Here is a 20,476-nt window from a genome sequence, read left to right on the forward strand (position 1 = left end):
ATGAACCCCTTCAATCGGCTCACTATTCAATCCGTCGTTCAGTGGCAGTTGGATTCGACGCGGTGGTGGTGCGCAGGCTCCGCGCCAGTTCCACCAATTGCACGAACTCGCTGCGCAGGCCGAAACGGTCATCGCCCCGGGCGCCGTGGGCCAGCGCTTCGGTGTCCTTGAGGCTGAACTCGCCGGTGTAGCGTCCGTCCTTGAGCTGTTGGGAAAAAGCAGCCACTGCTGCAGCAAAGCGCAGGTCATCGCTTGCTTTGCCAATCGGGGAATCAACGATCGGGCGTTCGATCAAGCGACTTTTCCCACCTTCCGGCAACTGATAACGCACCCGCAGCATCGCCAATTCGCCATGCTTTTCAGCAATAGCGGCGCCCGGTTGAGCGTAGCGCAGCGGTTCCAGCCAGCCCTTCTCACCCTTGGGGACAATTTCGTACAACGCAGTCACGGTATGTCCTGCACCGATTTCACCGGCATCGACCTTGTCATTGCTAAAATCCTCACGTTTCAACGCACGGTTTTCATAACCCAGTAGGCGATACTCGCTGACTTGCGCGGGGTTGAACTCCACTTGCAGCTTGACGTTTTTCGCCACGACGGCAAGGGTTGAGCCGAGTTGATCCACCAGCACCTTGCGCGCCTCACGCAGGTTGTCGATGTAGGCGTAGTTGCCATCGCCGGCATCGGCCAGTTGTTCCATCAGGTGTTCATTGTAGTTATCCACACCGAAGCCCAGGGTCGTCAGGGATATGCCCGTCTTGCGTTTATCCACAGCCATTTGCTTGAGGCTGTCGAAGTCGCTGACGCCGACATTGAAGTCTCCGTCAGTGGCCAGTAGAACGCGGTTGATGCCCTTGGGGATAAACGCCTGTTGCGCCTGTTGATAAGCCAGTTCGATGCCCGAGGCTCCGGCGGTTGAACCGCCTGCAGTCAATTGCTCGATGGCTGTACGAATCTTCGCTTTTTCCCGTCCGGAAGTGGGCTCCAGTACCACGCGCGATTCCCCGGCGTAGATCACCAAGGACACCCGATCCTGATCGCGCAGTTGATCCACCAGCAATTTCAGGGTGCTTTTGACCAACGGCAGGCCCTCGCGGCGATCCATCGAGCCGGACACGTCCACCAGGAACACCAGGTTCGCCGGGGCCAGTTCCGCGGCCGCGCGATCCGAGGCCTTGATGCCGATGCGCAACAAGCGCGTATGCGAATTCCAGGGCGACGCCGCCAGTTCCGTGGTCACGCCGAAGGGCGAGCCATCGGTGGGCAAGGCGTAGTCGTAAGGGAAGTAATTGACCATCTCCTCCAGCCGCACCGCTCCTTCCGGTGGCAATCGCCCCTGGTTGAGCAAACGGCGGACGTTGGCGTAAGCACCGGTATCGACGTCGGCGCTGAAGGTCGAGACCGGTGTTTCGGCGACGCTGTGGATGGGGTTATCTGCCAGGGCCTGGTACTGCTCGCGCTGTTCGTCGCGATATCCCTGTGGATAAGCCTCGCCCGCAGGCATTGGCGCGAAGCCGGCCATCGGTGCGGGTCTGACATTGCGCTTGCTCATCGAGGCGTCAGCGTCGAGCAGTTCGTGATGCACCGACGATTCGGTTTTCAACTCGGCCTGGGCCGGCGATGACACAGAGGCGGAATCGGGCTTGGACGAAACACCACAACCGGTAACGGCCAGTAACAGCCCGGCGGCGAAACCCTGGGCGAGCGGACGCAGAACATGCAGTGGGAGGGACATGGGGCTGACCTCAGGAGGAAATTGATCCATTCATCCTGTGAGACGGACAGCCCGGAAAGTTCGGGTTAACCCGCGCTAAAAATTCTTCAGCGATGATAGCGCCGTACCACGCTGCTGTTTCTCAGCACGTGACCTTTGATTTTTTCCAGCAACTGGGTGCGCGTCAGGCCGGCCGGCAGGGCATCCGGGGCCAGGTCCAGGGCTAAGAGCTGGATGATGTAGTGATGTGCGCTGTCGCCAACCGGTGGGCAAGGGCCGACGTACCCTGTCGTGCCTTTGCTGTTGGTGCCACCCACGCCCTCGAGCGCGGACTTGGCGCCGACACCCGCCGCAATCTGGTGGGTGCCGGCCTTGATGCCGTAATGCACCCAATGATCGACGCCCTGGCCTTTTTGCCCGTCCGGGTCGTGCATGACGATGGCGTAGCTGAGCGTGCCTGCAGGGCCGGCGTTCCAGTTCAGCGCTGGCGAGACGTTGTGCCCACCGCACCCCGGGGCATCGCTGGCGGCGGCCGCGGTGAACAGTCGGTCATCCGAGACGCCAGGGATGTTCAGGGTGAAACGCTCCTGGGCCGCCTGTGCCGGAAATTGCACGCAAAGGGCGACTGCTGCGGCCGCCAGCCAAGGGGTCAGAGAGGTCAATCGGGTCATACCGGGAGCACCTTGTGCGGGTGGGGCCGAGGTCGGCGAGCAAACTATAGCCGGACCGTTCGCGCGGTGGCAGTGGGAATTGGATGAACCTCGAGTCAAGCGCCAGACTCTTAATTGAAACGCCGGTCTGGAGAGCAATCATGACCCTGCATCGCGTTGCCCGTGCCGCCGATATACCCGAAGACCGCGGCCTGGAAGTCAGCGTCCAGGACAGCAAGATCCTACTGCTGAAAGTCGGCGATCAATTACGCGCCTATCAAGGCGAATGCCCGCACGCCGGGGCGCCCCTGGCCGAAGGCGCATTCTGTAATGGCCGGCTGACTTGCCCGTGGCACAAGGCGCAGTTTCGGATCGAGGACGGCGGGTTGTGTGAACCGCCCGCCCTGGACAGCCTGAAGCGTTACCCTCTCGAAGTGCGTGACGACGAAGTCTGGGTAGGCGATCAGCCGCTGCAGGACGCCCACACCCCGCCGGCCGATGACGAACGCGTCTTTGTGATTGTCGGTGCGGGCGCTGCGGGCACGGCGGCGGCATCGGCCCTGCGGGAAAAAGGATTTGGTGGCCGGGTGCTGCTGATCGACCGCGAAACAGCGGGTTATGACCGTACGGTGCTGAGCAAATTCGTGATCGCCGGGCAGACTCCACCGGATGAAGTCCCCGCCTTGCGCGATGAAGCGTTCTACGGCGAGCAACGCATCGAGCGGATCAACGCGCAAGTAACGAGCCTGGATGCTGAAAACCGGGTAATGCAATTGGCCGACGGCCAGTCACTCGAATATGACGCTGCGTTGCTGGCCACAGGAGGCATTCCCAAGCCACTGGAGTTACCCGGCGCCGAGCTGCCGCAGGTCTTCGTATTACGCTCCAGGGACCATGCCCGTCGGATCCTGGATAGCGCCAAACCCGGTCAGCGCGCGGTGATCATCGGCGACAGCTTCATCGCCATGGAATCCGCTTCAGCCCTGCGCCAATACGGTCTGGACGTCACGGTACTGGCCCGGCAACCGGTGCCTTTTGCCAAACAGTTCGGCGACAGCGTCGGCAAGGCGATCCTGGCCCTGCATGAGGCTAACGGCGTGGTGTACCGAACGGCGGGCGAAGCCGTGCAGATCGAAGGAACAACGCGAGTCGAAGCCGTGCGCCTGGATAATGGTCAGCGTGTACCGGCAGACCTGGTGCTGGTTGGGATTGGCGTTACCCCGGCGACCGTGGCGTTTGCCGATCTACCGAAGGAAAAGGATCAGTCGTTGCTGGTTGACGGCGGGATGCGCGTGACCGACGGGCTATGGGCCGCTGGCGATATCGCTACCTTCCCCCTCAACGGTCAGCCGCAACGCATCGAACACTGGCGCCTGGCGCAACAACAGGCACGAATTGCGGCGGCGAACATGCTCGGTGGTGATGAACATTACCTCGATGTGCCGTACTTCTGGACCTGGCACTTTGGCAAAAACTACGACTACCTCGGCCACGCGCAAGGCTGGGACGAAGTCGAGTTCAAGGGTGATCCGAACAATCCGCCCTTTATCGGCCTGTTTGGCAAAAACGGTGTGGTGACGGCGGCCGTGGCCTGTGAGGAAGAGCGCACGATGGCGATGCTCGCCGAACGGATGAAGCAGCCGTTGCCCGTGGACGAGGCGTGGCGGTTGATCCGCGATTGAAATGGGCCTGTAGGAGCTGCCGAAGGCTGCGATCTTTTGATCTTCGGCGATACCAAAATCAAAAGATCGCAGCCTTCGGCAGCTCCTACAGGGTTCTTATGGCTCCTGGGCTACGCCTGGGCCAGCGAACTTGCTCATCACGAAGCCGACAAACTCCTCGACGGTCATTTTCTGGCCGTTGAATTCCACCTGGTTATTGGCGTAATGCAGTTGGCTGACGACGTTGTTGTTGTCCAGTTTTGCCAGCTGCGAGCCGACCGCCATGCTGCTGAACATATCGGCGGTGGCAGTGGCCTGATCGGCAACGAGCTTGGCGTCGGTCTGGCCGTCGATTTGCGACTGCACGGTGAGGATGTCGACGAGCATCGGCTTGGACACTTTCAGGTTGACGTCCAGCAACGCGATCATCTGGCGGACTAACTGGTCGGCGGGCAAGTCGATGGACTGCGGCTTGGTCAGGTTCAGCACCAGGTTGGCGCGGCTTTCGCCATTGGCAGTATTGAACGACAGGTTCTCCAGGGCCACCTGCGGGCCGGCCGCCAGCAATTGTTCCAGACCGGTTTTAAGCTGCGCCTCTTCCGCTTCGGTCAACTTCAGCTCAGGAACCGGTTGACCGGCCTCGGCAGCTTCGGCGGCGGCCTGCTCATAGGGTTGCAATTTTGTCTGGTAGATCTGCATCAGCGACAACGTCGCCGGGATGTCGAGGTTCTTCAGGCTCATGGCCAGCTGGGCAGAACCCACGGCCTTGCCGTTCAGGGACACTTCGGCAATCTTGTAATCGGCACGCCCGGAAGCGCTGGTACCCGATTCCTCGGTGTGGTTCTTCATTTCAAAATTCTTCAAACCCAGCACTGACTGCTTGGGGCCGAAGGTGGTTTTGCTGTTGCTCAGCTCGACGGTGTTATCGCCGGTGTAATAACCGTAGGTGCTTTTTGCCAGGTTGCTGGCCAGGGTCAGACCACTCAATTCGACCTGCACGGGTGTCTGGTCTTCGGCAACGGTGGTCAGCTTCAGGCTGTCCATGTAGCCGTCGGCCTTGACCTTCTGCGCCTGGGCGCTGGCCGCGACGTCAACTTTCAGACCGGAAAACTTCAGGCTGGACTTGTCATCCAGTGCAGTTTCCAGCGGCAGCAATTCAAGCGTGCCGTTGGTGGAATTGTCGTAGCCTAGGTTGACCACCCCCTTGAGCGGCGAAGCGTCCTTGGTGGCGGCGAACCATTTTTCCGTGAGCGGGGTCTTCTCCAGTTCATAGTGACTGGTGGCCATGACCGGCAACCACTTCAGCGATACCAGGCGCGAGAACGGCAGCGGGCCGTGTTCGATGTGGTCGACAAACAGCAATTCGACCGGGGCCTCGCCGAACATTTCGCCCTCTCCCTTGAGGCGATAATGCGCCGTGCTGCTGAAGACATGGCGTTCCAGGGATACCAGCTCCAGCGAGGCGGTGCCTTTGTAACCGACCATGGCGGCCTGCAACTGCTTGTTGGCATCCGCCAGGGAGGTGTTGAGTACACCTTCGATTTTGGTGCCGGTGAACCAGGCGCCGCCGGCGCTGATTGCACCGATGGCGACAACGATTCCCAGGAGCACGCCTGCTGATTTATTCATGAATGACCTGTTCAATGTCCGTTGTTGAAGGTGTGGTCGTCTTCCCTGAACCCTTGACGGGTGGCGGTCACGACTGCGCTGAAAGTGGGGTGCAGGTTAGCATCAGGCATGCAGGGCAGCCCAATGGTTAACGGTGAAAAAGTGTCTTGGCGAACACAAGATCGCCTTCGCTGGCAAGCCAGCTCCTACAAGGATCACTTAATACCTGTAGGAGCTGGCTTGCCAGCGAAGGCGTCTGTCCCGCCAACAATGAATCAGGAATACTGCACTTCAATCTCATCAAGCTGATGATCAAAGGTTTTCAACCGCGCCGTCCATGTATAGATCAGCACTTCGAAATCCCGATTGATCACCGCCCCACCCGTCACTTCCTCGCGCGGGTCGCAGAAGTCCAGTTGATAGCGCTCGCGGGCCATGGCGGTGGCGACGTCAGCCAGCTCGCGGGCATTATTGAGCCAATGGCGACCGTCGTCGGCCACTTGCTTGTCCAGCTCCAGGCATTGTTTTTTCAGGGTTTCGAGGCTTTTTTCCAGCGGCGTGCCCGTGAGTTCCCCCATGACTTCCTGGAAAGTCCTGCCAGGTTGCCAGTAGCTGCCCCAGAAATACCGATCGAACACTGATTCGACACGCCGTAGCGCCACCTTGGTGTCCCAGATCATCACCAGGGTCTTGCCTTGTTCAAGCTGTCTTTTCTTGACTCGTTGCCCCTGGACCGAGGCCCAGGCCACCACCGCAATGGACATCACGGCAATCAACAGTGCGGCGCTGTCGAGGAACGTCAGCGCCGTGTCGATCTGGTGGGCCAGCATGATGCCGTAGAAATAGGTGGCCGTGAGCAGCACCAACGCCACAACGGCGCACCAGAAGCCGAGAGCATAAGGGTTTTTCATTATTGGTTTCCCCATGACCTGCGCATGCCTTGTGCGAATCGAGGGCGCTTTGCACGAACGCCCTTTCGACACTTCAAAGCATAGCAACGGCCTCAGGGTTTGCCGGAGTTCGACGCTTGCGTTCGTCCGCTTTCCCAACCGCCGCCCAGGGCGAGGAACAAATCGATCTGGCTGATGGCCACCTGAGTGTTGGCGGCGGCCAGTTGCGCGGTGACGTCGGTGTAGGTGCGGGTCGCCTGCAGATCCGCCAGGAACGACGCACGGCCGGCCTGGAAGAAGCGATGGGTCTGGTCTGCGGCCAGCTTCGCCGACTGCTCGGCGTCCGCCAGGGCCTCACGGCGTTGCAGCGAGGCGGAGTACTGGGCCAGACCGGTCTGGGTTTCACGAATCGCGTTGAGCACCACGCCATCGAAGTGTGCAAGCGTGGCCTGGGTCACCGCCTCAGCCTCGCGAATGCGTGCCCGGGCGCCGTTGGTCGGCACGTTCCAGGTCAGCGACGGACCGAAACCCCAGCGGTTGGTGGACGGCTCGCCGAGGTTTTCCAGGATACCGACCGTACCGATGGTCGCGCCGATGCGGATGTCCGGGTACAGCTCACCGGTAGCGATACCGATACCGGCGGTCGCGGCCGCCAGTCGACGTTCGGCCTGGCGGATGTCGGGGCGGCGCTTGAGCAGCGATGCACCATCACCCACCGGCAACAATTGCGCGATTTTTGGCAGTTCGGCGCAGCTGTCGGTGCCAGCCGGTAGTTGATCCAGCGGTTTGGCCAGCAGCATCGACAGGCGGAACAGCCCGGCCTGCCGCGCCGCTTCATAGCGCGGCATGTCGGCACGCAAGGATTTGAATTGGGTTTGCGAACGGGTGACCTGGGTTTCGTCACCACGCCCGGCATCGCGCAATCGCTGGATGAGTGTGGTGCTCTGGGCTTGCAGGTCGAGGGAATGCTGGGCGATTTCCCGTTCCTCGTTGGCCGCGCACACTTGGGTGTAGGCCCGGACCACATCGGCCACCAGGGTGATGCGCGCCGTATCGGCCGCCGCCTGGGTCGCATCGGCATTGGCCTTGGCCGCTTCGATGCCGCGCTGCAAGGTGCCGAACAGGTCGAATTGATAGGACGCACTGATGCCGATATCGCCGATGTTGGCCACCGGCACCTTCTCCGGCAGCAGGAACGCTTCACCGGATTCCTGCAAGCGCTGGGCGCCCATCTTCACCCCACCGCTCCAGCCGCCCGCTGCTTCGGCCTGGTCGACCTGAGCGCGCGCCCGCAGCAGGCTGGCGGCCGCTACGCGCAGATCCGTGTTGGAGGCCAAGGCCTGCTGCACCAACTGGTCAAGCCGCGGGTCATGATACAGGCGCCACCAATCGCCAGGCACCGGCGCCGAAACCACCGGCTTGCCGTTCACCGCCAGTTCGCCCTGCAGGTCTTCACGATGGATGGCGGCTTCGTCCGGCAAGTGATAATCCGGACCGACCACCTGACACGCCGACAACAGCAAGCCTAATCCGGCGATCGCCAAACCCGAGGCCTTGCTCATAACGCGGGCTCCCGTTTCTGGTCGTCGATGATCGATACCGTGGCGGTGCGCCCGGCGATCATGCGGAAATCCTCAGGGACGTCATCGAACGCGATGCGCACCGGAATCCGCTGGGCCAACCGCACCCAACTGAAGGCCGGATTGACGTTGGGCAGCAGGTTGTTGCCACTGGTGCGGTCGCGATCCTCGATACCGGCCACGATGCTTTCCACATGGCCGCGCAGTCGCGCGTTGTCGCCGATCACCCGGATGTCGACGCTTTGGCCGATGTGGATGCCGTTGAGCTTGGTTTCTTCGAAATAGCCGTCGATATGGAAAGAATTGCTATCCACCACCGACAACACCGGCCGCCCGGCACTGACGAATTCCTGGGTGCGCGGCGCGCGGTCGTTGACGTAGCCGTCTACGGGGCTGCGGATCACCGAGCGATCAAGGTTAAGTTGCGCGCTGTCGACGGCGACCTGAGCTTCCATCAACGCCACTTGGGCGCGGGCCACCCGCGACTGGCTTTCTTCAAGTTGCTCGCCCGGCACCAGGTTGCCAAGCCCCTTGTTTCGCTTGGCTTCGCGCTGGGCCTGGGCCAGGGTTTCCTCGCGGTCGGCGACCGCCGCTTTCGCCTGGCGCAGGGCCAGTTTGAAGCGGTCCTGGTCGATGCTGAACAGCACCTGGCCGCGCTTGACCAACTGGTTGTCGCGCACTTGCACTTGCTGGATCAGCCCGGACACGTCCGGCGCGATCTGCACGATGTCGGCACGGATATGCCCGTCGCGAGTCCAGGGCGCGAACATGTAATACATCACCATGCGCCAGACCACGACCACGGCGAAGGTGACGATCAGCAGCGTCAGGACCACGCGGCCGAGGGTTAAAAACGGTTTTTTCATGTCATCAGGTATCGGCTGAGTGAGTCCACAGCGCCCAGCAGCAGGGCGTAGAGGGCCACGTTGAACAATGCCCGGTGCCAGACCAGACGGTAAAAGTGCAGGCGCGTCAGCACCCCGTGTACCAACAGGTACACCACATAGGTAATGCCCATCAGCACCAGCAGCGTGGGCAGGAACACCCCACTGATATCCAGATCACCGATCATAAAGGCGCTCCATCGATGCCGTGGGGAAGCGGTTCTTCAGACTCGGCAGAACCAACGAATTCGACGCCGGGCAACAACGCCAGGCGCAGGCCGCTGAGGGCGTGCAGCAGGTGCAGGCGGGTTTGCTCATCCGGCGCGCTGGCCAAGGCTCGGCGGGTGCGGTCGAGGGTCATCAGCAACGGGCTCGGTGCCGGCAGGCGTTCACCGGCCTTGAGACAGGCCGTGAAGTATTCGCCAACCTCGGCCACCACCTGATGCAGCAACGCCTGCGGTGCACCCTGAACCCGCGGCGTGTAGGCCAGCAGGTCCAGCAGGTTCAGTGCCACCCTGACTTCGCGTAGGGCGATGCCGGTGTCCTGGCCGGTCACGGCCAGGCGCGGCAGATGCTGCATCAGTCGATCCAGCACCTGCACACCCAGGCGCCGGTGATCGGCCAATGTGGCCGGCTCGGTGAGACTGACAATGTCGCGCCAGGCGAAACGGGTCAGGCGCTTGGCCGCCAGCTCGGCCCCGAATGGCCGGGCGATCAGGGTCCAGACGAAGGCAAACAGCAAGCCGACGGGACCTGCCAGGTTGGAGTTGGCGAAGCTGAGGAAGTCCGCGTCGTACGCACCCTGGATACTGATGAACGACGAGGTGTTGACCAACGTCAGCAGCATGCCCAGATAAAACTGTGGCTTGACCGTCAGGGTGCCGATGCAGATGAACGGCACGGCGAATGCCAGCACCAGCATCGGGAAATCATGCAGGTTGGGCAGGACGAGAAACAGGTAGAGGCTGGCGAACACCACCGACATCGCCGTCCAGAAAAAGAACCGGTAGATCTGCGGTGCCGGGTCGTCCATCGAAGCAAAGAAGCTGCAGGCCACGGCCGCCAGAATCACCGCCGCGCCGCCGTCGGTCCAGCCCAGCAGAATCCACAACACCGAGGCGACAATGATCGCAACGACGGTGGAGGCGGCGGAATAGAGCATCAGGCCACGATCGAGGAAGGGGGTCAGGCGCCCCAGGCGCCAATGCCGATAGACCGCGCGCCAACTGTCCTGGCTTTCGCACTCGATCGCGTGTTGCAGGCTGCGGCAGTCCTGCCACAGATCGACCCATTCGCCGAGGCGATAGATGGCGTTGGAGAACAGCAGTTGCTTGCGATCATCCAGCACTCCGGGGCTGGGTTGCAGTGCTTCGAGCTGGTCTTTAAGCGCTTGCCAGCGCTCGATGTCAGCGTCCTGGTGCTCGAGCCATTCGGTGGAGGCGGCCAGCAAGGGCGAGAACTTGTCCACCAGCTCGGGGGTGCGTCTTTCCAGAGCGTAGAGTGCATCGTCGAGGGCATCGATCACCGGCAACAGGTGAATCATCCGCCCGCGCAACTCCTTGGTGTTGCGCACCGTTTGTGGCCGCGCGCCTTCGTGGGGTAACTGACCGATCATCAATTCCAGAGTATTGAAGGTGGCAACCATCGAGGAGCGCAAAGCGCTGACTTCCTCGGGCTGCACGTTGCGGTCGAGAAAGCGCGCGCTGTAGATCGACGCGTCGGCAAACCATTTGCTCACCGAGTCGTTGAACACCGGGGCCAGCCGGCGCGGCCAGAACATGGCGCCAACCACCGCGGCGACGGCGATGCCCAGGAAAATTTCCTCGGTGCGCGCTTCGGCCACGTCCCACACCGCCAACGGGTTATTCACCACCGGCAGGGCGATCAACGGCAAGGTGTAGCCGGCCAGCATCAAGGCGTAATTGTTGGCGGTGCGCAAATGCATGGACAGGAACAGCAGGGTCCCGGTCCACAGCGCGATGACCACCACCAGCACATAAGGGCTCTGCACGAACATCGGCACGAACAGGACAGCCGCAGCGGCACCCAGAAAAGTGCCGACCGCACGGTACAGTGCCTTGGAGCTGGTCGGCCCGACAAACGGGCTGGAAACGATGTAAACGGTAGCCATCGCCCAATAAGGACGCGGCATTTGCATGAGCAGGGCGATGTACAGCGCGATCATCGAGGCCGCGAAGGTGCGTACGCCGTAGAACCAGTCCCGCGCTGGGGGGAAGCCGGAAAAAAAGCCGTTCAAGGGTTGTCGTCCGATGATTGCCCGGCCGCTTCAAAGGCCTTCAATACCCGTAGAGTGGCTTCCAGATCTCGCGGATCGATACCTTCGAGCACCTCATTGCGCAATCGAACCAGTTCGACCTCGACGGTTTGCACCAGAATGCGACCGCTATCGGTGAGGCTCAGGCATTTGGCGCGACGATCCTGGGCGTCTTCGGTGCGGCAGACGTAGCCGCCATGACACAGCTGATCAAGCAATCGCACCAGGGACGGGCTTTCCATTCCCGCCGCCTGCGCCACTGTCACCTGCCGCACACCCTCCCCCAGGCGCCCGATCATCAGCAGCGGGACGGCACAGGCTTCAGAAATTCCATAGTTGGCCAGCGTGGCCTGGCAGATTTTGCGCCAGTGCCGCGCGGCCACCACCATGGTGCTGCTGATGTTCATCTGGAGAGCGTCGAGGGAATTCGGCACGAGGGTCAATACACACTGTTAGTTTGCTAACTATCAATATGCCATTGGAGGGGATTTTCAGTCAAGTTTTGAAACAAATTGGTTGCCATCTGTCGTAGGACGGCCCAAATGGAGTTCGCAAGGTGGACATCGCTCGTGTTTCGATGAGCAGAGGCGACGGCCTGACGAACGATGAAGTGGAAGCGGAATTCGCCTCCAGGCGTGGACGGGCAGCCATACAAGAATGAAAATAATCTGGACGCGAGAAGCAGCACAGGATCGTGCGGACATCTGGTATTTACCTGCACACCGTTAACCCTAAAGCAGCCATCGACATGGATAGCCGCTTCAGCGATGCGATGTCCCAACTAGCCCAATACCCGGAAAGCGGCCCCGCGGGAATCATTGCAGGCACTCGCGAGCTGATTCCACATCAGAGCTATCGCATCGTTTATGAGCAAGCGGTGAATGCAATCTGGATACTTGCCCTGGTTCACACATCTCGACAGTGGCCGCCAGAGAATTGAATCTCTATACCCCCCGCCCCTTTCTCAGCATCACATTCAACTGATCCACCACCTCCGCCCAATCGGCATCATCCAGGATTTCATTGCGCAACAGATCCGCCTGGCTCGGGCTCCAGAAAAAAGCATCCGCCAGGTGCAAGTCCGGTTTGAGCGGTGAGTGGGTGGCGATGAATTTGTCGATGTTCTCGGCGTCGTCGGGAAGGCCGAGTTGTTTGAACAGGGAGGGAAGGCTGTGGGTTGGGTTTTCCATGTCTGGCTCCTGGGTGGTTTAGGTGACCGCTGCGCGGTCAATCGCGAGCAAGCTCGCTCCTACAGGGGAACGCGTCACCTTGTAGGAGCGTGGCTTGCCCGCGAAGGCGATGTGACTGACTGCGCAAAATTCAATGACTCAACTCCCGCACCTCCGCATGCGGCACCATTTTCAGGAATTGAGGCATGCCCATATGCAACAGGTTGATGTGGTTGCCGGCTTCCAGATAGATGTCTTTCTGCCGGGTCAGCAGTGGGTCGATGACCACGTCCAGGCCATAGGCTTCGCCTAGGGCAGGCACGGCGCCGCGTTCGCAGTCGTCGAACAGGTGCGGCAGATTGCTTTCCCTGGAGACCTGCCATTCACCGGTGCTGCGCACTTTGCTCAAGTCCAGGTGACGGCTGGCAGGCAGCAGGGCCATCAGGTAATGCCCGTGGTGGTCGTCGAGGATCACCGACTTGGCCACCCGTTCCGCGGGAATACCCGCGACCCGCGCGGTTTCGAGGCTGCTGGCCGAGTGTGGATGGGTGACGATGTCATATTCGCATTGAGCCTGGTCCAGGCTTCTCTGCACGGTTCTTGCCATACGCATGATGCACCTCGGAGTCCGCAATAACGCTTGGCGGACGATGGTTAACATTTTTGTACGTAGTAAAAGTCTAGGCCCGCCGGGGCAAACCAGCGGGAAATCCGCCCATCGGGCAGGTTTACAACTGGGCAAAATTCATACAACCAGCGCCTCAACTAGACTGTATACAGAACCACCTGCGACTCTCCCGGAGGGTCACGTGAACACTCGCTGTTGTGCCGTTGCATTGCTGTTGGCATTAAGCGGATCCGCCATCGCCGCGGACACCGCCGGACTGCCCGCTTCCAACCCCGCGGGGATCTGGCTGATTACCTTCGGTATCGCGTTCCTGATCGCCGAGGCGGCCCTGCCCAACTACGGCGTGATCGGTCTGGGCGGGATCGTGATGTTCGTGATCGGCGCGGTGATCCTGACCAATGCCGAATTGCCCGTGCCGTTGATGATCGGCCTGGGCCTGATCAGCGCGTTGCTGCTGATATTCCTGCTGATCCGCGCCCTGAAGACCCGGCCGCGTCATACCGTCAGCGGCGATGCCGGCCTGCTGGGCAGCGTTACCCCGGTGCTGGCCTTGCAGGCCGGCGATGCCTGCCTGGGCTGGGTACATTTGCAGGGCGAACGCTGGCAGGTGTCGAGCACCACGCCATTGCAGATCGGGCAACAGGTCCGGGTGGTGGCACGCAAGGGATTGTTGCTGGAAGTGGCCGCGGCTGACGCGGTAACGGTTGGAGGTTAGTCATGGGTCTGCAAATCGGTTTTGTCGCGCTGCTGCTACTGCTGATCGCACTGGCGGGGGCGACGTTCCGCATCCTGCGCGAGTACGAGCGCGGGGTGGTGTTCCAGCTCGGACGCTTCTGGCAGGTCAAGGGCCCAGGCCTGATCCTGCTGATTCCGGTGATCCAGCAAATGGTCCGCGTCGACTTGCGCACCATCGTCCTCGACGTCCCGCCGCAGGATGTGATCACCCGCGACAACGTCTCGGTCAAGGTCAACGCCGTGCTGTACTTCCGCGTGCTCGATCCGCAGAAGGCGATCATTCAGGTCGAAGATTTTCTCATGGCCACCAGCCAACTGGCGCAAACCACCTTGCGCGCGGTGCTCGGCAAACACGAACTTGATGAACTGCTGGCCGAGCGCGAACGGCTGAACATCGACATCCAGCAAGTCCTCGACGCCCAGACCGACGCCTGGGGCATCAAGGTGGCCAACGTCGAAATCAAGCACGTCGACCTCAACGAATCGATGATCCGCGCCATCGCCAGACAGGCAGAGGCGGAGCGCGAACGCCGGGCCAAAGTGATCCACGCGGAAGGCGAATTGCAAGCTTCGGAAAAACTCATGCAGGCCGCCGAAATGCTCGGCCGCCAGCCCGGTGCCATGCAGCTGCGCTACATGCAGACGCTGAGCTCGATCGCCGGGGACAAGAGCTCGACCATCGTCTTTCCGTTGCCGATCGAATTGCTCAAGGGCATGGCGGATCTGTCGGCCAAATCTTGAGTCGAGGGTAACTCTACAACAGGATATAGAAACCCAGAATCGCTACGCCCCAAACGCACAAGCCAAATGTGAACCCGACTCCATTGGCAAAAGTCAGTGTTGCGTTCGCCGTTCCGCGCACGTCGTTTTCCAGATAGTTGATTGCTTCCTGTACACGCAACAAGGAGCAGACTTGCAAGAGTAGAACCAGAAGACTCAGGGCAAAGCTGATGTGCAGATCCGGTAACCACGCCAGCCCCATGCCCGCTAGCGCAGTCATGATCACAATCAACGCAAGCAAGCGTGGATACCAACGATAGTCCTTACCTGAAGCGCGTATTCGCCGTTCAATGCTGGTGAACAACGAGTACACAAAAAACACGAAAAAAATTGCACGAACTATGGGTAACACTTTGTTGCCCGTGGCGGTGCGGTAAAGCTTCCAGTTTTTATACATCCAATAGGTAAGGTACAAACCAAAGGTGAAAACGATCATCAGCGCGAATTTGCTTGTCCCCACAACAAAAAAGGTCGCGCGGGGTGGTTCAGTGCAATCAAGTTCGGCCACTGGAGGCGCATAAGGATTGGCATTCATAGGGATGCATAACCAGGGTCATGGAGTGGACCAAAATGCTAACCCCTGATGGGCATCCCGGATGCCCACACAAAAAAATCAGGACCCTTCCTACGCCCGGCTACACAGTTTCACTCACCGCTGTGCGGTCAGCGGATAAACCGACTCCCATCCACCACCCAGCGCCTTGTACAACCCGACCGCCGCCAGCGAAACACCGGTGGAGCTCTCCACCCACTGCTCCTGAGTCGCCAGCAAGGCGCCTTGCACGGTGAGCACGTTGACGAAGTCCACCACGCCCTCGACGTATTGCCGTTGCGCGGTTTGCAGGGCGATCCGGTTCTGCCGCACCGCTTCGGCGAGGCTGTCGCGGCGCAGTTGGCTGGCGTTGTAGGCGCTCAATTGGTCGTCGATTTCATGCCAGGCGCGCAGCACGGTTTGCTGGTAAGCGATGGCTGCTTCCTGTTGCTGGGCCTCGCGCAGATCCAGCACGCCGCGCAGGCGACCGCCGTCGAACAGCGGCAGGCTGAACTGCGGGCCGATGCCGAAGCTGCGTGAACCCCAGGAACCGAAATCGCTCAATTGCATGGCTTGCGAACCGACACTGCCCGACAGGGTGATGCGCGGGTAGAAATCACCCTTGGCAACGCCGATGCTCGCGGTCGCGGCATGCAGGCGGGCTTCGGCCTGGCGGATGTCCGGGCGGCGCTCGGCCAGTTGCGACGGCAGGCCGATGGCGACCTGGCGCGGGGTTTGCGGCACCGGCGCGTCGGCGGATAACTCGGCCGCCAGCGCTTGGGGCGGTTCGCCCATCAACAGGCTCAGGGCGTTGATCAGTTGGGCCTGGCGTTGCTCCAGTGCTGGCAGGCGCGATTCGATGGTCGCGACCTGGGCGGCCGCTTCGGCGACATCGAGGTCGGTTGCGACGCCGTCGGCCAGGCGCAGTTGCGACAGCTTCAGGCTATGGCGGGCGACGTCGAGGTTCTGTTCGGTGACGGCGCGGGTATTCTGCACACCGCGCAGTTGAATGTAGTCCTGGGCGGTTTCGGCCAGCACCGACAACAGCACGCCGCGACGGTCGTTTTCCGCCACTTCCAGAGTGGCATCGGCAGCCTCGGTTTCGCGACGTACCCTGCCCCAGAAATCCAGCTCCCAGGAGGCGGAGAACCCCGCATCCCACAGGTTGAACGCGGAGTTGCCGTCATGTCCAGACGGGTCGCTCAGGCCTTCGCCGCTGTTGCGTTTACGGGCGTAACTGCCGCCGACGGCGCTGGTGGGATAACGATCGGCCGTCACCACCTGGCGCACCGCACGGCTTTGCTGCAAGCGGCTGCTGGCGAGCTTCAGGTCGAGGTTGTCGGTCAGGGCGCGCTGAGTAAGGGCCGAGAGTTTCGGATCGTTGAACACTTGCCACCAGCGTTCGTTCATCGACTCGGCGCTGGCTTGGCTGGTGGCGGCTTTTGATGGTTTTGACCACTCGGTGACTTGCTGCGCCTGTGGTTTTTGGAAGTCCGGGCCGACGGTGCAGGCTGACAGTCCCATGACAAGCAAGGCGCAAAAAGTGAGTTGTGGCAAGCGCCCTCTTCGCGAGCAAATCGAATCGTCGGCACATTCAACGAACATCTTCATCGCTGAACAACCTCATTAGCTTTGACGTTGGCCGTATCGATACTCGCCTCCACCGACATCCCTACCCGCAACCGCTGGGCCAGGGCCTGCCCCGGCTCCAGCACGATCTTCACCGGAATCCGCTGCACCACCTTGGTAAAGTTGCCAGTGGCGTTATCCGGTTTGACAGAAGCAAAGGTCACCCCGGTGGCCGGTGCGATGCTCTCGACCCGCCCGTTCAAGGTTGCGCCGCCAAAGGTGTCGACATGCACCTGCACGTCCTGCCCCGGTTGCACATTCGTCAGTTGGGTTTCCTGGAAATTGGCCACCACGTAGGCCTGCGCCAGCGGTACCACCGCGAGCAGTTTGCTGCCTGGCGTGACATAGGCGCCGACCCGCACCGCGCGCTCACCGACCATGCCGTCCTGCGGCGCGGTGATCCGCGTGTAAGACAGCTCGTAACTGGCGATTTCAAGCTTGGCCTGCGCCCGTTTCAAACCACCCTCCGCCCCATCACGTTGGGCGGCGAGTATGTCCACCTGCTTGCGCTCCGCCGCCAGCACCGCCGTGACATTGGTCAACCGGGCACCGGCCTGGTCGATCCGCGTGCGCGCTTGTTGAGCGTTCTGCACCGTGCCGGCCCCGACCCCGGCCAGGTGGTTGTAACGGTCCAGTTCATGTTGCGCAAAGGCCATTTCCGCCTTGGCGGACACCACCTGTGCCTGCGCCTGGGCGATCACCGAAGCCTGACGCTCAAGCGTCGCCCGGGCATTTTCCAGTTGTGCCTGGGCCATCACGGCTTCGGCGGCGGCCGCTTCGGCAGCGGCGCGCAGATCGCGGTCATCGATCAGCGCCAGCAACTGCCCGGCCTTGACCTGTTGGTTGTCTTCCACCAGCACTTGCTTGATGAACCCGGCAACGCGGGGCACCACCAGCGTGTAGTCGGCCGAGACATAGGCATCATTGGTGCTCTGCTGCGTGCGCTGGCCGAACAGGCCGGGCGCCAGCAGATAAATCAGGACGCCCGTCGCGATCACGACGCAGACGCCAACGGCTACTTTTTGCTTGGATTGAGTCGTCATGAAAACCTTCTGTTTCAGTGATGCGTTCAAGTCGGCGCACGGGGCGGATAGATCCGCGTCGGCAGCCAGAAAATCAGCAGGATCAGCGCCACTGCGACGCCAGCCATGCACAGGTAAAGATCCGCGGCGGCCAGCACCACGGCCTGCTCATGCAGGCGGTGGGCAAGGCCCGGGGTGTCGCTGTCGACCAGGAGCGAATTACCGAGGCGGTCCACCAGCATGGTCGAGTGAAAGTGCAGGCGATGCGTGGTCAGGGTTTCCAGCACGCCGGTGGCGATTACCGCCGCCAGGCCTTTGACGGTGTTGAACCAGGACGACGCGAAGGGTCCGTCCATGGGACTGATGCTGCCGGTCGAGAGCATCAGCAATGGCAGCACCGACATCGGTTGGCCGAAGATCTGTAGCAGTTGCAGGGCATAGAATTCGTCGCGAATCCACACCGAGGTCAGCTGCGAACCGCCGATGCAGGACAACACCAGCATGCTCAGGCCGATCCCCAGCACCCAGCGGCAATCGACCCAGCGCAGGTTGCACAGCGCCGCCACCAACGGCAGCGCGATCAACTGCGGAAGCGCCGCCAACAGGGTGATGGGCGCGGTCTGCACCGGGCGATAACCCTGGACCTGCGCCAGATAGCTGGACGGAATGATCACCACCGCCAGCAACACCACCAGCACGCCGGCCAGGGTGATCAGGGCGAACGACAGGTTGCGGATGCCGAGCATCTGCAGTTTGAAAAACGGAATTGGCTGCGACCACTCGTTGATCAGAAACGCCACCAGCAACAGCGTACCGACCACTAGCAATCCGCAGATCAGGCTCGACTCGAACCAGTCCAGCCGATTGCCCTGCAGGATGCCGATCACCAGCATGCAGATCGCCGGAAAACCCAGGAGCAGACCACGCCAGTTGAACTGCTTGAAGCGCTCCAGGCGCAGCGGGTCCTGGGGGATGCCATAGGCCACGGCAACCATGGCGATCAGGCACGGCGCGACGATCTGCCAAAAGGTCCACTGCCAGCCGACGTACTCGCTCCAGAGCCCGGCCAGCGGCGTGCCCAGTCCGGGTCCGAAGGTGGCGGTGAGGGCATAACCGGCCAGTCCGTACAGCTTGACGTTGGCCGGCAGAAAACGCAGGGCGACGGTCATCAGCATCGGCGGCAGCGCGCCACCGGCAAGGCCTTGCAGCGTACGCAGGACCAACAGACTTTCGTAGTTCGGCGCCAACGGGCACAACACGCCCAGCAGGGTGAAGGCACCGATGGCACACAGGGTGAAGCGCCGCAGCGAAAGCGTCACCGCGCACCACGGCGCGAAGGCCATGGCGGCTACCGAGGTCGCGGCGTAGCTGGCGACCAGCCAGGTGCCTTCGTCGTAACCAATGGCCAAGGCTCCACGGATGTCGGCCAGGGCTACCTTGGTCACCATTTCGTTCAAGCCCGACACCAGCACGGCGAGCAATACGCCCACCAGGCCGATGATGATCCGCGGACCAAAAACCTGTGGCGCGGCGGCCGTCGGGCTGGCCGCGGCGATAGGGGCCGTGACCGTCAGGGAAGTCATTACTGCTAGCTCCGGGATTTTGGTGTCGGAGCATTCTAAAAAGGTCGGGACCTGACGAAAACTGACTTATCGACAGGTTATAAGTGCGCTAGACGCAACGATAAATAACCTGTGGGAGCGGGCTTGCTCGCGAAGAGGGCGTGTCAGACAACAATGAAGTCGTCTGACCCACCGCTTTCGCGAGCAAGCTCGCTCCTACGGGACCGGTTGCGCCGCCAGCCACGTCTCGTCACAGCAGGTTTTCAGGGTTTCGCGCAGCCAACGGTGAGCCGGGTCATTGTCGAAACGAGGATGCCAGGCCTGGTTGAGCACGATGGTGGGCAACGGGATTGGCAGGGTGAACGAACGCAACTTCAGCCCCAGCCGACGGACGCTCAATAACGTCTCCCTGGGCACCGGCAGAATCAGGTCGGAATCGGGCAAGGCGAACATCGCCGCGTGGAAACTCGGGGCGATCACCGCTACCCGGCGCTCCAGGCCCAGGGCGTTGAGTGCCGCATCGATCGGCCCACGAGCGATACCGCGGCGGGACATACTGATGTGGGGAAACCCTGCAAAACGCTCGGCAGTGATCTCCTCATCGAGCAATGGATGGTCCTCGCGCACCAGGCCGACAAACTGAGTGGAAAACAGGTTCTGCACCTTCACTTCCGGCATCAACGGCCGGTTGTTGCTGACGCTCAGATCGATGCGCCCCTCGCGCATGGCCTCATCATCGCCATCGCCCTCTGGCGCAAAACGCAATTCGCAATGCGGGGCCTGACGCTCCACGGTATCGAACAGCTTGCCGCCGTAGATGCCGATGAAAAAGTCATTGGCGCGGATACTGAAGCGCCGCCGCAAACTGCCCAGATCCACCACCCTGGCCGAGTGGAACAACTGCGCGGCCTGCTCCACCACGTCGCGCACCTGCTCGCGCAACTCCAGCGCCTTCGGCGTCGGCACCAGCCCCCGGCCGGCACGCACCAGAATCGGATCGCCAATGGCCTCGCGGATGCGCGTCAACGTGCGGCTCATGGCCGCCGGGCTGAGGTTCATCCGCCGCGCCGCGCCCACCACGCTGCCCTCGTCGAGCAAGGCGTCGAGGGCGACCAACAGGTTCATATCCGGTAGTTGCATGGCGAGCACTCGTGCCT

At 61.5% G+C, this 20,476-nt stretch carries 20 protein-coding genes; 4 read left to right on the plus strand and 16 right to left on the minus strand.

The genetic code is table 11. The annotated features are described in order from the left end of the window. Positions 1-22: 22 nt before the first annotated feature. Positions 23-1,735: a vWA domain-containing protein gene (locus tag SOP95_RS20215; protein WP_323608085.1), complete on the minus strand. Its 1,713-nt coding sequence runs from the start codon at positions 1,733-1,735 to the stop codon at positions 23-25. A gap of 86 nt (positions 1,736-1,821) precedes the next feature. Further along, on the minus strand, positions 1,822-2,385 hold the full coding sequence (locus SOP95_RS20220; RefSeq protein ID WP_323608086.1) for a YbhB/YbcL family Raf kinase inhibitor-like protein: 564 nt from the start codon (positions 2,383-2,385) through the stop codon (positions 1,822-1,824). Positions 2,386-2,525: 140 nt separating this feature from the next. On the opposite strand from SOP95_RS20220, the gene SOP95_RS20225 reads away from it, so the two are divergent. Continuing rightward, a complete protein-coding gene (locus SOP95_RS20225; RefSeq protein ID WP_323608087.1) occupies positions 2,526-4,046 on the plus strand; it encodes an FAD-dependent oxidoreductase in 1,521 nt (506 codons plus the stop codon). A gap of 96 nt (positions 4,047-4,142) precedes the next feature. On the opposite strand, the gene SOP95_RS20230 is transcribed toward SOP95_RS20225, so the two are convergent. The 7 genes from SOP95_RS20230 to SOP95_RS20260 all read right to left on the minus strand — a co-directional run bounded on the left by SOP95_RS20230 (position 4,143) and on the right by SOP95_RS20260 (position 11,669). After that, entirely contained in the window at positions 4,143-5,654 is a 1,512-nt protein-coding gene (locus SOP95_RS20230) for a YdgA family protein (RefSeq protein WP_323608088.1), read from the minus strand. 254 nt (positions 5,655-5,908) lie between these two features. Further along, positions 5,909-6,544: an NADH:ubiquinone oxidoreductase subunit N gene (locus SOP95_RS20235; RefSeq protein ID WP_274075026.1), complete on the minus strand. Its 636-nt coding sequence runs from the start codon at positions 6,542-6,544 to the stop codon at positions 5,909-5,911. A gap of 92 nt (positions 6,545-6,636) precedes the next feature. Next, on the minus strand, positions 6,637-8,085 hold the full coding sequence (locus tag SOP95_RS20240; protein ID WP_323608089.1) for a TolC family protein: 1,449 nt from the start codon (positions 8,083-8,085) through the stop codon (positions 6,637-6,639). Then, positions 8,082-8,969, minus strand: coding sequence for an efflux RND transporter periplasmic adaptor subunit (locus SOP95_RS20245; protein WP_274075024.1), 888 nt, complete (start codon positions 8,967-8,969; stop codon positions 8,082-8,084). Before SOP95_RS20245 ends, SOP95_RS20240 begins: the two co-directional genes overlap by 4 nt. Then, complete coding sequence (locus tag SOP95_RS20250) at positions 8,966-9,175, minus strand: DUF1656 domain-containing protein (RefSeq protein WP_093227920.1); 210 nt, start codon at positions 9,173-9,175, stop codon at positions 8,966-8,968. Before SOP95_RS20250 ends, SOP95_RS20245 begins: the two co-directional genes overlap by 4 nt. Beyond that, positions 9,172-11,244 (minus strand): FUSC family protein, encoded by a 2,073-nt coding sequence (locus SOP95_RS20255; RefSeq protein ID WP_323608090.1) that lies wholly within the window; start codon positions 11,242-11,244, stop codon positions 9,172-9,174. The genes SOP95_RS20250 and SOP95_RS20255 overlap by 4 nt, the downstream gene beginning before the upstream one ends. Next, positions 11,241-11,669, minus strand: coding sequence for a MarR family winged helix-turn-helix transcriptional regulator (locus SOP95_RS20260; protein WP_323608091.1), 429 nt, complete (start codon positions 11,667-11,669; stop codon positions 11,241-11,243). The genes SOP95_RS20255 and SOP95_RS20260 overlap by 4 nt, the downstream gene beginning before the upstream one ends. A gap of 365 nt (positions 11,670-12,034) precedes the next feature. Here SOP95_RS20260 and SOP95_RS32200 point away from each other — a divergent pair, with 365 nt between their 5' ends. After that, positions 12,035-12,202, plus strand: a complete 168-nt coding sequence (locus tag SOP95_RS32200; protein ID WP_442967746.1) for a type II toxin-antitoxin system RelE/ParE family toxin — start codon at positions 12,035-12,037, stop codon at positions 12,200-12,202. Between the two features lie 4 nt (positions 12,203-12,206). Here the strand turns inward: SOP95_RS32200 and SOP95_RS20270 are convergent, their stop codons facing one another. Both SOP95_RS20270 and SOP95_RS20275 read right to left on the minus strand, forming a co-directional pair. Beyond that, positions 12,207-12,452 (minus strand): DUF2789 domain-containing protein, encoded by a 246-nt coding sequence (locus tag SOP95_RS20270; RefSeq protein ID WP_274075020.1) that lies wholly within the window; start codon positions 12,450-12,452, stop codon positions 12,207-12,209. A gap of 130 nt (positions 12,453-12,582) precedes the next feature. Continuing rightward, positions 12,583-13,044 carry an aminoacyl-tRNA deacylase gene (locus SOP95_RS20275; RefSeq protein ID WP_323608092.1) on the minus strand — a complete coding sequence of 154 codons (462 nt, stop codon included), beginning with the start codon at positions 13,042-13,044 and terminating at the stop codon, positions 12,583-12,585. A 196-nt stretch (positions 13,045-13,240) separates the two neighbouring features. Between SOP95_RS20275 and SOP95_RS20280 the strand changes: the two genes are divergently transcribed. After that, the gene (locus SOP95_RS20280; RefSeq protein WP_274075018.1) at positions 13,241-13,774 is read left to right on the plus strand and encodes an NfeD family protein; all 534 of its coding nucleotides are present in this window, start codon (positions 13,241-13,243) and stop codon (positions 13,772-13,774) included. Positions 13,775-13,776: 2 nt separating this feature from the next. Continuing rightward, positions 13,777-14,535 carry a slipin family protein gene (locus SOP95_RS20285; RefSeq protein WP_274075017.1) on the plus strand — a complete coding sequence of 253 codons (759 nt, stop codon included), beginning with the start codon at positions 13,777-13,779 and terminating at the stop codon, positions 14,533-14,535. Positions 14,536-14,548: 13 nt separating this feature from the next. On the opposite strand, the gene SOP95_RS20290 is transcribed toward SOP95_RS20285, so the two are convergent. From SOP95_RS20290 to SOP95_RS20315, 5 genes are all read right to left on the minus strand, one after another. Then, the gene (locus tag SOP95_RS20290; protein WP_274075016.1) at positions 14,549-15,109 is read right to left on the minus strand and encodes a hypothetical protein; all 561 of its coding nucleotides are present in this window, start codon (positions 15,107-15,109) and stop codon (positions 14,549-14,551) included. 114 nt (positions 15,110-15,223) lie between these two features. Further along, positions 15,224-16,717: an efflux transporter outer membrane subunit gene (locus tag SOP95_RS20295; protein WP_323608093.1), complete on the minus strand. Its 1,494-nt coding sequence runs from the start codon at positions 16,715-16,717 to the stop codon at positions 15,224-15,226. After that, positions 16,714-17,778, minus strand: coding sequence for an HlyD family secretion protein (locus tag SOP95_RS20300; protein WP_274075014.1), 1,065 nt, complete (start codon positions 17,776-17,778; stop codon positions 16,714-16,716). Before SOP95_RS20300 ends, SOP95_RS20295 begins: the two co-directional genes overlap by 4 nt. A 26-nt stretch (positions 17,779-17,804) precedes the next feature. Continuing rightward, entirely contained in the window at positions 17,805-19,340 is a 1,536-nt protein-coding gene (locus SOP95_RS20305) for an MFS transporter (protein ID WP_323608094.1), read from the minus strand. Between the two features lie 195 nt (positions 19,341-19,535). Next, complete coding sequence (locus tag SOP95_RS20315; protein WP_323608095.1) at positions 19,536-20,459, minus strand: LysR family transcriptional regulator; 924 nt, start codon at positions 20,457-20,459, stop codon at positions 19,536-19,538. Positions 20,460-20,476: the final 17 nt, after the last annotated feature.

The organism is Pseudomonas sp. YuFO8, assembly GCF_035065025.1.
Lineage (GTDB): Bacteria > Pseudomonadota > Gammaproteobacteria > Pseudomonadales > Pseudomonadaceae > Aquipseudomonas > Aquipseudomonas putida_AE.